The organism is Brevibacterium salitolerans (assembly GCF_039531405.1).
GTDB lineage: Bacteria > Actinomycetota > Actinomycetes > Actinomycetales > Brevibacteriaceae > Brevibacterium > Brevibacterium salitolerans.
In genome coordinates this window covers 1-12344 of the sequence record NZ_BAAAPZ010000011.1, presented here as the reverse complement: position 1 = coordinate 12344, position 12344 = coordinate 1, and the positions used below count along the sequence as shown (strand labels likewise).

At 70.1% G+C, this 12344-nt stretch carries 13 protein-coding genes; 4 read left to right on the top strand and 9 right to left on the bottom strand.

Annotation, left to right across the window (positions count from 1 at the left end):
- The first annotated feature begins 62 nt into the window (after positions 1-62).
- Complete coding sequence (locus tag ABD240_RS12130; RefSeq protein WP_344337489.1) at positions 63-368, top strand: BrnT family toxin; 306 nt, start codon at positions 63-65, stop codon at positions 366-368.
- Positions 346-672, top strand: coding sequence for a hypothetical protein (locus ABD240_RS12125; RefSeq protein ID WP_291795142.1), 327 nt, complete (start codon positions 346-348; stop codon positions 670-672). The genes ABD240_RS12130 and ABD240_RS12125 overlap by 23 nt, the downstream gene beginning before the upstream one ends.
- Before the next feature lie 137 nt (positions 673-809).
- On the opposite strand, the gene ABD240_RS12120 is transcribed toward ABD240_RS12125, so the two are convergent.
- From ABD240_RS12120 to ABD240_RS12105, 4 genes are all read right to left on the bottom strand, one after another.
- Positions 810-1790, bottom strand: coding sequence for a 3-hydroxyacyl-CoA dehydrogenase NAD-binding domain-containing protein (locus ABD240_RS12120; protein ID WP_291795140.1), 981 nt, complete (start codon positions 1788-1790; stop codon positions 810-812).
- Entirely contained in the window at positions 1787-2698 is a 912-nt protein-coding gene (locus ABD240_RS12115) for a beta-keto acid cleavage family enzyme (RefSeq protein WP_291795138.1), read from the bottom strand. The genes ABD240_RS12120 and ABD240_RS12115 overlap by 4 nt, the downstream gene beginning before the upstream one ends.
- Before the next feature lie 63 nt (positions 2699-2761).
- Positions 2762-3649, bottom strand: coding sequence for a TetR/AcrR family transcriptional regulator (locus ABD240_RS12110; protein WP_344337485.1), 888 nt, complete (start codon positions 3647-3649; stop codon positions 2762-2764).
- 81 nt (positions 3650-3730) lie between these two features.
- Positions 3731-4600 (bottom strand): DMT family transporter, encoded by an 870-nt coding sequence (locus ABD240_RS12105; protein ID WP_291795134.1) that lies wholly within the window; start codon positions 4598-4600, stop codon positions 3731-3733.
- Positions 4601-4775: 175 nt separating this feature from the next.
- Between ABD240_RS12105 and ABD240_RS12100 the strand changes: the two genes are divergently transcribed.
- Entirely contained in the window at positions 4776-5987 is a 1212-nt protein-coding gene (locus tag ABD240_RS12100; protein ID WP_291795132.1) for a CobW family GTP-binding protein, read from the top strand.
- A 129-nt stretch (positions 5988-6116) separates the two neighbouring features.
- Here the strand turns inward: ABD240_RS12100 and ABD240_RS12095 are convergent, their stop codons facing one another.
- From ABD240_RS12095 to ABD240_RS12075, 5 genes are all read right to left on the bottom strand, one after another.
- Positions 6117-7088, bottom strand: coding sequence for an NAD(P)H-dependent flavin oxidoreductase (locus ABD240_RS12095; protein ID WP_291795131.1), 972 nt, complete (start codon positions 7086-7088; stop codon positions 6117-6119).
- Between the two features lie 192 nt (positions 7089-7280).
- Positions 7281-8117: an enoyl-CoA hydratase gene (locus ABD240_RS12090; RefSeq protein ID WP_291795129.1), complete on the bottom strand. Its 837-nt coding sequence runs from the start codon at positions 8115-8117 to the stop codon at positions 7281-7283.
- A complete protein-coding gene (locus ABD240_RS12085; RefSeq protein ID WP_344337480.1) occupies positions 8114-9163 on the bottom strand; it encodes an enoyl-CoA hydratase/isomerase family protein in 1050 nt (349 codons plus the stop codon). The genes ABD240_RS12090 and ABD240_RS12085 overlap by 4 nt, the downstream gene beginning before the upstream one ends.
- Before the next feature lie 2 nt (positions 9164-9165).
- Positions 9166-10332: an acyl-CoA dehydrogenase family protein gene (locus ABD240_RS12080; RefSeq protein ID WP_344337478.1), complete on the bottom strand. Its 1167-nt coding sequence runs from the start codon at positions 10330-10332 to the stop codon at positions 9166-9168.
- Between the two features lie 282 nt (positions 10333-10614).
- Positions 10615-11121 carry a MarR family winged helix-turn-helix transcriptional regulator gene (locus tag ABD240_RS12075; protein ID WP_344337476.1) on the bottom strand — a complete coding sequence of 169 codons (507 nt, stop codon included), beginning with the start codon at positions 11119-11121 and terminating at the stop codon, positions 10615-10617.
- Between the two features lie 81 nt (positions 11122-11202).
- Here ABD240_RS12075 and ABD240_RS12070 point away from each other — a divergent pair, with 81 nt between their 5' ends.
- The gene (locus ABD240_RS12070; RefSeq protein WP_344337474.1) at positions 11203-12003 is read left to right on the top strand and encodes an SOS response-associated peptidase; all 801 of its coding nucleotides are present in this window, start codon (positions 11203-11205) and stop codon (positions 12001-12003) included.
- Positions 12004-12344 lie beyond the last annotated feature (341 nt).

The following is a 12344-nucleotide window of genomic DNA, read 5'->3' as shown; positions in this document are numbered from 1 at the left end:
AGCGCTGTACTTCTGCGGGGTCGGCTCTTGTGGATGTATGACGAGCGTCTTACACTCGAAGTATGGTCGATGTCGAATGGGTTCCCGAGGCCATTGCTCACATGTGGGAGCGGCACGGGGTCACATCGGAGGAGGCCATGGAAGCGATCAACGATCCTCACGCATTACTGAGGTCTCCTGATCCGGCAAGTCGTTCGGGCCGGTCCGACCGCTATGTCGGATGGAGCAGGGCACGCCAAGAGGTGCTCGTCGTGATCGTCGTCAGGTCCGGCGGGCGACTCTACGGGGGCAACGCCTGGACTGCGAACAATGGGTATCTGAAGCTCTATGAGGAAGGGCGGGACGATGAACGAACCGATCCCGGCTGAGGTCCGTGAGGCGATCCGTGCTGAGCTGGAAGCTGATGCCGCTGAGTACCGTGACCACGTGCCAGAGGGAGAATGGACCAAACCCAACAATGGTGCCTCTGCATCGTTGACTTTGAGGATCCCGCAAGAGGTGTTGGGAGCCTTGCAGGTGCAGGCCACAGCAGATGGAGTGTCTGTGTCGTCGCTGGTGCGGCGTTTCATCACGGACGGGCTGTCGGAGCTGCGGGACGATGACCTTCGGACTGCTTTGGACCGGTTGGAACATGACGTGGCGGCAGTGAAAGCCCGCGTGCTCGCAAGCTGACGCGTTTGAACTCCGCAGCCTCGCCCGGAAAAGGCCGGTGCCTCTGCAGGGGTGATGTCATCCCTGCAGAGGCACCGGCCGTCGACTTCGCTCAGGCTGAGTAACTGACCCCGCTCACGCCGAGCCGCTGACCTCGCTCAGGCCACGGAGTCGCTCTGCGCAGGGGCCTTCGTCGTCAGGCTCTGCGTGAGCTTCCGGAGGGCGACGATGCCGGCGTCGCGCTCCAGCACCAGATCGCGGTGCGAACGCTCACCGCTCGCGGTCTGGCAGCCGTCCACGGTGGCGTTGCGGAGCTGCTCGGTGAGCTCCGGCGCGGTCAGCCGGGTCCACGGCGACTTCAGCGAGGGGCCGAAGTGGTCGAGCATGTGCGCCATCCCGCCTTCGCCGCCGGCGAGGTGGAAGGTGAGCATCGGGCCGTGGAACGGCCAGCGGAGGCCCGGACCATCAGTGATGGAGCGGTCGATCTGGTCGACGGTGGCCTCGCCGTTGTCGATCATGTGCAGCGCCTCCCGCCACAGGGCCTCCTGGAGCCTGTTGGCGATGAAGCCGGGCACCTCCCGGTCCATCCGGATGACGGACTTGCCGATGAAGGTGTAGAAGTCCGCGGCCCAGGTGACGGCCTCGGGCGCGGTCTTCTCGCCCCCGACCACCTCGACCAGCGGGATGAGGTAGGGCGGGTTGAACGGGTGCCCCACGACGAAGCGGTCGCCGCCGGTCACCTCCGTCGCCATCTCCGTCATGCTGTAGCCGGAGGTGGAGGAGGCGATGACGACATCGGGGGCGCACACGCTGTCGAGATCCGCGAACAGCCTGCGCTTGAGCTCCAGATCCTCCGGTGCGGACTCCTGCACGAAGTCCACGCCCTCCACGGCCTCGGCGAGGTCCGTGTGCACGGTCCAGGCGTCCTTGTCCGCGCCGTCGAGCAGATCGAGCTCCCGGAGCGCGGGCCATGCGTTGTCGATGAGCCGCGTGAGCCGCTCGCCGGCCTCGGGGGAGGGGTCCCAGACCTTCACGGTGTAGCCGCGGGCCAGGAAGTAGGCGGCCCAGCCTCCGCCGATGGTGCCCGCGCCCACGCAGGCGATGGTCCTGACGTCCTCGACGTTCCCGCGGCGGCTCACTTGGCGGCTCCTTCCAGGGCCGGTGCCTGCACCTTGAGGTTGAGGATCTCGCGGGCCTCGTCCGGAGTCGCGACCGAGGCGCCCAGCCCCTCGATGATGCCGACCGCGCGGTCCGTGAGCGCGGCATTGGTCGCCTTGACGCCCTTGGACAGGTAGAGGTTGTCCTCGAGGCCCACGCGGGCGTGCCCGCCGGCGAGCACGGACTGCGCCACCCACGGCAGCTGATCGCGGCCGATGGCGAACGAGGTGAACTCCGCGCCCTCGGGCAGGAGGTGCACCATCGCCTGCAGCAGGCCGGCGTCCACCGGTGCGCCGTAGGGGATGCCCATGCACAGCTGGTACAGCGGCGGCGGATCGATGAGTCCCTCGGAGACCATGACGTTGGCGAACCACAGGTTGCCGGTGTCGAAGATCTCGAGCTCCGGCCGCACGCCCAGCTCCTGGATCCGGGCGGCGCCCTCACGCAGCATGTCCGGCGTGGAGACGTAGAGGTTCGAGCCCTCTCCGAAGTTGAGCGAACCGCAGTCGAGCGTGCAGATCTCCGGCAGGAGCTCCTCCACGTGGGGGAGGCGGTCGAGGCCGCTGACCAGGTCCGTGCCCGGAAGATGCGTGGTGGGGTCGTGGGGGTCGATCACGAGGTCGCCGCCCATCCCGGCGGTGAGGTTGATGACGGGATCGACGTCCGAGGCCTGGATGAGGCGGACCACCTCACGGTAGTAGGCGACCTCGCGCGATCCGAGTTTGGTCTCGAGATCCCGGACGTGGATGTGCACGACCGAGGCCCCGGCCCGCGCGGCGGCGATCGCGTCTGCTGCGATCTCCTCCGGGGTGACGGGGACGAATTCGCTCTTGCCCGTGGTGTCACCGGCTCCGGTGACAGCGCAGGTGAGAACGACCTTCCGATTCATGGGTGCTCCTCAGGGTGTGGGGGTGTGAGGGACGTGTGACTGTGAGCGGGAGTTCCGCTCGGTTCAGCTCGACTCGGCGGGGCGGATGACGGAACGCGCCACGTACCCGCGGAGCCGGTGCTGGAATGTGGGGGCATCGAGCACTCCGGTGAGGAGTTTGATGCCGAGGCCGTCGAGCACGGAGGTGAGCTCGTCGGCCATGGCCCGGCTGTCGCCGTCGCGGAACGCGCCGGTGCGCTGCCCCGCCTCGATCGTGGCGCGCACCGTCTGGGACCAGCGCGCGTAGAGCGAGACGTACTCCGGGTCCGGCTCCTCGGCCAGGGCCAGCCGGTTCCAGGTCTGGAGCCAGATGGACCACTCCGAGGGGCCGCTGGGGCCGGTGGGCGACTGCATCTCGAGCAGCCGGTCGAGACGGGCGGAGGGGTCGCGCACGTCCGAGAGCCAGGCGATCTGGCGGTCGAACGCGAGCTTGACCGAATAGCGCAGTGCGGCGGTGATGAGCTCGTCCTTGCCGGCGAAGTGGTAGTGGACGCCGGCCGCGGAGATTCCCGCCGCCTCCGCGATGTCCGCGATCCTCACCGCCTCGAAACCGTGCCGGGAGAAGAGCTCCCACGCCGCTTCGACGATGGATCTGCGCCGCACCGCCTGCTCGCCGGTCTCCCCGGCACCGTCGTCAGGTGCCTCGCCGCCTGCCGCGCCGAGGCGCAGGTGCGGCGGCGCGACGGAGACCTCGTCGGCGTTGCCGAGCAGCCACTGCGCCGTCACACCGGTCGCGGTGGCGAGTGCGAGGACCTCGTCGGCGGAGAAGCGACGGTGGCCGGAGAGCGACTTGGACAGTTTGGTCTCGTCCAGGCCCATCGCACGCGCCACCCGGCGCTGCGACATGCCGCTGGCCTGAATCGCCTGCCGGGCGCGGTCGGCGGTCCCGGCGGGGTTCTCTGCAACGGCCATGCTCCGAGCCTACGCGCGGTTTTCCACACATCGCAAGCCCTGCTGGCAATGAGTCAGTGGGATCGCAAACCGTGCCCCGCCCTATTCCCGCGTCCTCCTGCTCAGCTGCGCGGCGCCCACTCCGCACAGCACCACTGCGATGCCCACGGCCTGCACCGCGGTGACGGTCTCCCCGAACAGCGCCATCGCCTCGAGCGCGGCCAGCGGGGGAGCGGTGAGCACGAGCACGGAGACGAACACCGGACCGCGAGTGCGGGTGAGATGGACCATGAGGAGCATCCCCGTCAGGGAGATGCCGGCGACGGACCAGGCCAGTGCCAGCCCCAGGGTCCCGCTCCATGCGGGCCACGGGTCCCGCAGCGCTGCGGAGACGACCGCGGCGACCACTGCGCCGCCGGTGGTCTGCCAGGCGACGGCGGGCAGCAGGGCGGTCCTGCGCACCCGTGTCTGTGCCAGCACGCCCAGCGTGAGCACCGTGACCGAGGCGATCCCGAGTCCCAGCGTCGTCGCGGTGATGCCGCCGCCCCCTCCGGACCGCAGCGCCGGCAGGAGCACCAGGGCGATGCCGCCGAGCGAGAGAACCACTCCCGCCAGCACCGCCCGGCCGGGCACCCTCCGGGCGGCGAGGGCCGTCACCACGAGCGCGAGCACCGGCTGCCAGCCGCCCAGCAGCGTCATGACGGCCACAGGCAGTCCCTGTGCCACTGCGGCGTATCCCAGACAGAGGTAGGCGCCGTTGAGGAGCGCGCCCACCCCCACGTGGCGTGCGGCCTCCCGCAGCCGCGGCATTCGCTGCCGCAGCAGGAGGCAGAGCAGGAAGAGCGCCACTGCTGCGAGCGAGAACCGCAGGAACAGGAACATGGTCGGTGCGGCAGCACCCTCGATGAAGCGGGCGACCACGAAGCCCGTCGACCAGATGAGCGCATAGGCGCAGGCGAACAGGATCGTCATGCCATGACTCTACGGCCCTCGCAGAGGCGTGCCGGTGCCTGCGGACCGACGCACCGCCCGCTCACGCGCGGTGTGGTCCCTTCCGTGTTCCGCTCCGGGGACCGTGCACTACTGTGGAGGCGCTCGACCGGAGGAGTGTCCCCGGGGAGCATGGCGAACCGAAGAGGAGGAACCCGTGACCGGAGCGCAGCGCAGCGATGCCGGAGCCGTCCCCGTCATCCTGCTCACCGGATTCCTGGGTGCCGGCAAGACGAGCCTGCTCAACCATCTTCTGCGGCACCCTGACGCCCGGGTGGGCGTCGTCGTCAACGACTTCGGCGACCTCAACGTGGACGCGGGCATGGTCGCCGGACAGGTGAATGAGCCGGTCTCCATCGCCGGCGGCTGCATCTGCTGCCTCAGTGACACGAGTGCGCTCGAGGACGCCCTCGCACAGCTGGCCAGGCCGCGCCTCGCTCTCGACGCGATCATCGTGGAGGCGAGCGGCTTCGCCGAGCCCCTCACCCTCGCACGCATGGTGAGCCGGTGGGGCCGCCACCGCTTCCACCTCGCCGGGGTCGTCGACGTGGTGGACGCCCTCATGCACGCCGCGACGGTGGACACCGCGGAGGCCGCGCCCGTCCGCTACGCGGCCACGACGCTGGTGGTGGTCAACAAGCTCGATCAGGTGCCCGCTGCGGAGCGCGAGGCGACGGTGGAGGCGGTGCGCGCACGGGTGCACTCGCGCAATCCGCGCGCGCTGGTCACCGGCACGGCCTTCGGCCGCCTCGATCCGCTGCTCCTCATGGACCCGGGCGCACGCAGCGCGGACATCGCCGCGGGCGAGGGAGAGCCCGCACCCGAGGCCCAGGGCGAGCTGCCGGTCTGGGACCTCCTGCGCGAGGCCTACGAGGAGAGGGACCGCGCCGCGCTGGAGGGGATCGACGACTCTGCGATCCCGCACAGGCACGCGCTCTCCGTCACTGTGCGCTCACCGGGCTGCGCGGATGCCGGAGCGGTGCTGGACCTGCTCGAGGACCTGCCGCCGGGGGTGTACCGGGTGAAGGGGACGCTCGCCGTGCAGGAGCGGGGCCGGCCGCGCGTGTACGGCGTGCAGGCGGTGGGACCCACCGTCTACGTCTCCCGGAGCGCGCCTGTGCTGGCAGAGCCTCCCGCACCCGAGGCCGGCGAATGTTCTGAAGGTTCTGCGAGCGTCCCCGTGCTGACGGAGCCTCCCGCGCCCGAGGCCGGCGAGGGATCCGAAGGCCCGGAGAGCGTCCTCGTGGTGATCGGTGAGTCCTTCGACGAGACTGCGGTGCGTGCGCGCGTGGAGGAGGCGCTCGCAGCGGTCCCCGCGGACGGCAGGGGCATCGAGCGCCTGCACCGGTATGTGCGCCTGCACAGCTGACTGTGCGGCGGCCGCCTGCGGGCCACGCGGCATTTCCGCACGCGTGACGGCGCCATCCCGCTCAGGGACGGCAGAGGGCCCGGGCGGAACACCTGTTCCTCTCCCGGGCCCTCACGCGCGCGAGCGCACTCAGACGAGCACGTGGGAACCCGCCTTCGCCTCGGCGTACTGCTCCGCCAGGCGCGCGATGAGGACGCGTGCGGACTCGGACTCGCTGATGGTGCCGATGCCCTGCCCGGAGCCCCAGATCTCCTTCCAGGCCTTGGGCTTCTTCGCATCCCGGTCCGAGCCGAAGGTCATCGCGGAGGGATCCGAGACCGGGAGGTCGTCCGGGTCGAGACCGGCGCGGGCGATCGACCCCCGCAGGTAGTTGCCGTGCACACCGGTGAAGAGGTTGGAGTAGACGATGTCCGAGGCGGAGGACTCCACGACCATGGTGCGGTACTCGTCCGCGACGTTCGCCTCCGGCGTGCTGAGGAACGCCGAACCCACGTAGCCGAAGTCCGCCCCCATCACCTGTGCGGCGAGGATCGAGCGGCCGTGGGCGAGCGCGCCGGAGAGCGCCAGCGGGCCGTCGAACCATTCGCGGATCTCCTGGACCAGCGCGAACGGCGAGAGCGCGCCCGCGTGCCCGCCCGCACCGGCGGCCACTGCGATGAGGCCGTCGGCGCCCTTCTCCACCGCCTTGTGGGCGAAGCGGTTGTTGATGACGTCGTGGAGCACGACGCCGCCGTAGCTGTGCACGGCCGCGTTGACGTCCTCGCGGGCTCCGAGCGAGGTGATGACGATCGGCACCTTGTGGTCGACGACGACGCCGAGGTCGTGCTCGAGGCGGTCGTTCGTCTTGTGCACGATGAGGTTGGTCGCCAGCGGACCCACGGGCTGTTCCGGGTGGGCCCGCGCGAATGCCTCGTTCTCCTCCGTGATCTCCGCCAGCCAGTCCGTGAGCTGCTCCTTGGGCCGGGCGTTGAGCGTGGGGAAGGACCCCACGATCCCCGACTGGCACTGGGCCTTGATGAGCTCGGGCCCGGAGGCGATGAACATGGGGGAGGCGATGACGGGCACGCTCAGCGGACGAGCGAGGGCCTCGGGCAGCGACATGGTTCTCCTTGTGCGTCGACTGTGACGGAATGCATCCACCCTAGCGCGTTGTCGAACGATCGAACAGCAGCACCCGCGCTCACCGGCGGGCCGGACCGCACGGGCGGCGAGTGCGGACACAGGAGCGGCCGCGCCCGTCCGCGCGCGTGAGCGGCGGACACAGGCGCGGCCGGCCCCGCACCGCGGAGCAGCTCAGCTGTCCGTGAAGTGCGGATCCCGCTTCTCGATGAATGCCGCCATTCCCTCGGACTGGTCCGCGGTGGCGAGCGAGGAGTGGAAGAGCCGGCGCTCGTAGCGCAGACCCTGCTCCAGCGTGGTCTCGAAGGCGGCGTTGACGGCCTCCTTCACCATGCCGGCGGCGATGAGGGACTTCGCCGCGATCGTCTCCGCGATCTCCCGTGCGGTGGCGGCGAGCTCGTCATGGGGAACCACGCGGGCCACGAGGCCGGCGCGCTCGGCCTCCTCCGCATCCATCATGCGGCCCGTGAGGCAGAGATCCATCGCCTTGGCCTTGCCCACGGCACGGGTGAGCCGCTGTGATCCGCCCATGCCGGGCAGGACGCCGAGGTTGATCTCCGGCTGGCCGAACTTCGCCTTCTCCGAGGCGATGAGGATGTCGCCCATCATGGCCAGCTCGCAGCCGCCCCCCAGGGCGAAGCCGTTGACGGCGGTGATGATCGGCTTCGACACCGCGGTGAGCCGGTTCCAGCCGGCGAACCAGTTGCGGCGGTAGGCCACGGAGAAGTCGAGCGTGGACATCTCCTTGATGTCCGCCCCGGCGGCGAACGCCCGGTCCTGCCCCGTCAGCACGATGACGCGGATGTCGTCGTCGGCGTCCGCGGCCTCGGCGGCGGCGGTGACGTCCTCGAGCACCTGCAGGTTGAGGGCGTTGAGCGCCTTCGGCCGGTTGAGGGTGAGGGTGGCGATGCCGTCGCTCACCTCGACGAGGATCGTCTCGAACTCGGTCTGCGCAAGCGCGCCGTGCGGCACTGCCGTGCGTGCGGCCGCGCCGCTGTCTGCCTGTGTCATGCGAACACCTTCCGATCGGTGACGGCTCCCACCACTGCGGTGACCGTCGCGGGGTCGAGCTCCTCCAGAGAGGCGGGATTCCACTGCGGGTTCCGGTCCTTGTCGATCACCTGCGCGCGGATCCCCTCGCGCAGGTCCGGGTGCCGGCCGATCTCCAGCCCTGCCGCGAGATCGCGCTCGAGGACCTGGTCGAGCGTCATGTCCTCCGCCGTGCGCACCATCTCGAAGGTGACGGCGACGGACAGGGGCGACTTGGTGCGGATGAGAGCCGCGGCCTCCTGGGCCCGGGGGGAGGGATGGGCGGCGAGCGCCTCCACCGTCTCCAGGGCCGTGCCCCGGTCGTAGGTCCCCGCGATCCACTCCTCGTCCGGGGAGAGCTGGGAGTCCGGAGGTACTACGGCGAAGCCTGCGACGACCGAGTCCACGTCCGCCGGGTCCGCGGCGAGGGCCTCGAACAGCGCCGGCAGCTGCTCCTGCGGCACGAAGGTGTCCGCGAGCCCGTAGCGGATCGCGTCCGCCGGGCCCACGGGCTCCCCGGTGAGTGCGAGGTGCATGCCGGCGCGCAGCGGCACCCGGGCGAGCAGCCAGGTGCCGCCGACATCCGGGAACAGTCCGATCCCGGTCTCCGGCATCCCCACCTTCGAGGTCTCCGTGACGATCCGGTGGGAGCCGTAGGCGGCCACGCCCACTCCGCCGCCCATCGTGAAGCCGTCCATGATCGCGACGAAGGGCTTGGGATAGTTCGCGATGGTGTGGTTCATCCTGTACTCGCGACGCCAGAACTCCTCCGCCTCGCCGGAGCCGGAGACGAGGGAGCGGTGGATGGCCTTGATGTCACCGCCGGCGCACAGCCCGCGCTCGCCGCGGCCGGTGAGGAGGACGGCGGAGACGGAGTCGTCCCCGCGCCATTCCTCCAGCGCGGCTGCGATCGCGTCAATCATGTCCGTGGACAGGGCGTTGATGGCCCGGGGCTTGTTGAGCTCGATCCGGGCGAGCCCGCCTGAGACCGAGGTGAGGACTGCCGCGTCGTCGGCTCCCGCTGTCATACTCATCCCACTCCTGTGCTCCTGCGCGAGATGATCACGCGCATGATCTCGTTGGTTCCCTCGAGGATCTGGTGGACGCGGAGGTCCCGGACCAGCTTCTCCACTCCGTACTCTGCCAGATAGCCGTAGCCGCCGAAGATCTGCAGCGCCCGGTTGGCGACCTCGAAGCCGGTGTCCGTGGCGGTGAGCTTGCCCATCGCGGAGAGCAGCGTGGTGTGCGGGTCCTCCGCGTCGTAGGCCGAGGCGGCCCGCCACAGGAGCGACCGCGCGGCCTCCAGCTTCGCCTGGAGATCGGCGACCTCGAAGCGCAGCGCCTGGAACCCGGTGAGATCCTGACCGAAGGCCTGGCGCTCGCCCATGTACATGATCGCCTTCTCCAGCGCCGACTGTGCGCCGCCGAGCGAGGCCGCCCCGATGTTGAGGCGCCCGCCGTCCAGCCCGCTCATCGCGATCTTGAAGCCCTGGCCCTCGGAACCGATCATGTTCTCCGCCGGCACGCGCACGTTCTCCATGAAGACCTGCCGTGTCGGCTGCGCCTTCCAGCCCATCTTCTTCTCGTTCGCGCCGAAGGAGAGTCCCTTCGTCCCCGCCTCGACGACGAAGGCGGAGATGCCGCGGGCGCCGTCCTGCCCCGTGCGCGCCATGACGAGGTAGAGGTCCGAGGAGCCGGCGCCGGAGATGAACTGCTTGACGCCGTTGAGCACGTAGAAGTCCCCGTCGCGGCGCGCGGAGGTCTTCAGCGCCGCGGCGTCCGACCCGGCGTTGGGCTCCGTGAGGCAGTAGCTGGAGAGCATCTCGAAGCCGGCCAGCGGTACGAGCCAGCGCTGCTTCTGCTCCTCCGTCGCGAAGAGCTCCAGGCACTTCGCGACCATGTTGTGGATGGAGATGTAGCTGGCGACTGCGGGGCATCCCGTGGCCAGCGCCTCGAACACGAGGACGGCGTCCATGCGCCCCAGTCCGGCCCCGCCGTACTCCTCGTCGATGTAGATGCCGCCCATGCCCAGTTCCGCGGTCATCCGGATGGTCTCGACTGGGAAGCGGCTCTCCGCGTCCCAGTCGAGGGCGTGAGGGGCGAGTTCCGAGTCCGCGAACTCCCTGCACATGGAGAACAGCTCCCGCTGCTCCTCGGAGAGTCCGAACGGGATGACCGATGCCGTGCTGTGCGACATGCCTGAGCCTCCGAAGTCCTGTGGTGCCCGCCGTGCGGCGGGCGCTGCGGACCCGCCCCGATCCGGGGCAGGTGCGTGCGGCGGCGGGTGTGGTGCCGGCCACGCGCACTCTCAATCGTACGCAGAATTGCTAGGACGTCCAACTATCTGGCCGAGGAGGCCGGGATCCTGCCGCGGCAGGCGGCGCGGGGCAGAACCCGGAGCGGCGCGAGCGGGGTGCGCGCGAGGCCGGCCGGTGCACGGGTCCGAGGGCGGGTCCGCGCGCCCGGTGTGCGGGAGCGCTCAGCCTTCGGCGACCGGGCCCTCGAGCGCGGTGCGCAGCTCGCTGAGCCGGTCCAGCAGCTCACGGGCTGAGGCTGCGGGCAGACCCGGGTCCGCGAAGACTGCGGCGTTGAGGGCGCGGGTCGCCGTGGCGACGAGCTCCCTCCCGGCCTCGGTGATGACGACGAGGGTGGTGCGGCCGTCGCCGGGATGCGGGGTGCGCCGCGCCAGTCCGGCCCTCTCGAGCCGGTCGACGGAGTTCGTCGTGGAGGTCGCGTGCACCTGCAGGCGCTTGGTGATCTTGTTCATCGGCAGGCTGCCGCGCCGGGAGAACTGCAGGAGGGCCAGCACCTCGTAGCGGGAGAAGGTCAGCGACAGCGGGCGCAGCACCTGATCGACGCGCGCGAGGAACAGCTGGTGGATGCGCATCACGGAGATGACGAGGCTCATGCCGTCGGCCTCCTGCTCCCAGCCGTGTGCGATCCATTGCCGGCGTGATTCCTCGATGGGGTCGAACGATGCGCTCATCAGTGCTCCTGTGTCGAGGTCCGGTGCGCTGCCGTCGCCCGTGGGTGCGGCATGCGGGGGATTGGCACGAGTGTATAGACGGTGGCAGGATCCGTGGGCATGTGCGGTCGTCTCAACACCTCCCTCGACCCCGCCGACCTGGCGGACGAACTCGGCGCGTCCCTGGTGCCGCATGCGTTCTCCGAGAGGTACAACGTGCCGCCGGGTTCCACGATCCCGATCCTCGTCGACAGACCGGATGCGGGAGGCGTGATCGAGCGTCGGCTGGAGCCGGCTCGTTGGGGGCTCGTTCCCGGCTGGGCCAAAGATCTCAGAGCCGGGTTCCGTGCGTTCAACGCACGTGCCGAGACGGCGGCGGTCAAGCCGACGTTCCGTGCCGCGTTCGGCGCTCGCCGGTGCGTGGTCCCGGTCCGCGGCTACTACGAGTGGGAGGTGCGGGCGACGGGTTCGACCGGTGGAGGTACAGCCGATGCTCCGGGTCGAGGCTCCACGCCGGAGAAGACGCCCTGGCTCATGGAGTCCGCCGCGCACCCTCTCCTGCTTATGGCGGGCCTGTTCGAGTTCCGCAGACTCTCGGCGGAGGAGCAGGAGGCAGCCGGTGCGGATCCCGCCGCCGCCAGCGGATGGCTCGTCTCCGCCACCGTGCTCACCACGGAGGCGCGCGGTCACCTGCGCGAGGTGCACGACCGCATGCCCGTCATGCTCACGCGGACGCAGATGGACGAGTGGCTCGCACCGGAGCGGGGCAGCGCCGAGGGCGGCGCCCTGCTCTCCGCGGTGATCGCCGGGTTCGACCCGGCCGCCGTGGTGCGCAGGACCGTGAGCCCGGCGGTGGGCAACGTGCGCAACGACGGGCCGGAGCTGGTGGAGCCTCAGGGGTGAGGGACCGGCCGACCATGCGGCCGGGACGGCAGTCGGAGAGTCGCGCCGCGGCGCAGGGGAGAGGACGCTGCTCCGGTGTGGGATGCAGGTCACGGGGTTCTGAGTTGCCTGCCCGGGCCGCCTCGGTCTAGAGTTACATCTCGTTGCCCCGGCCAGAGCGCACAGCGCGGGACGGGACAGCGACCGGGAAGTGAATACCCCACGGACTGACGGCGAGTCGGTTTGCGGATGCGAAGGCTTCACGGTAAGCTGGTTCAGCGCTCCGTCTGGTCGGAGTGGTTCACCAATCTTTGAGGGTCATGGCCGTGTGGTTGTGGGTAGTAGGGGTTTGTGTGTCTGTT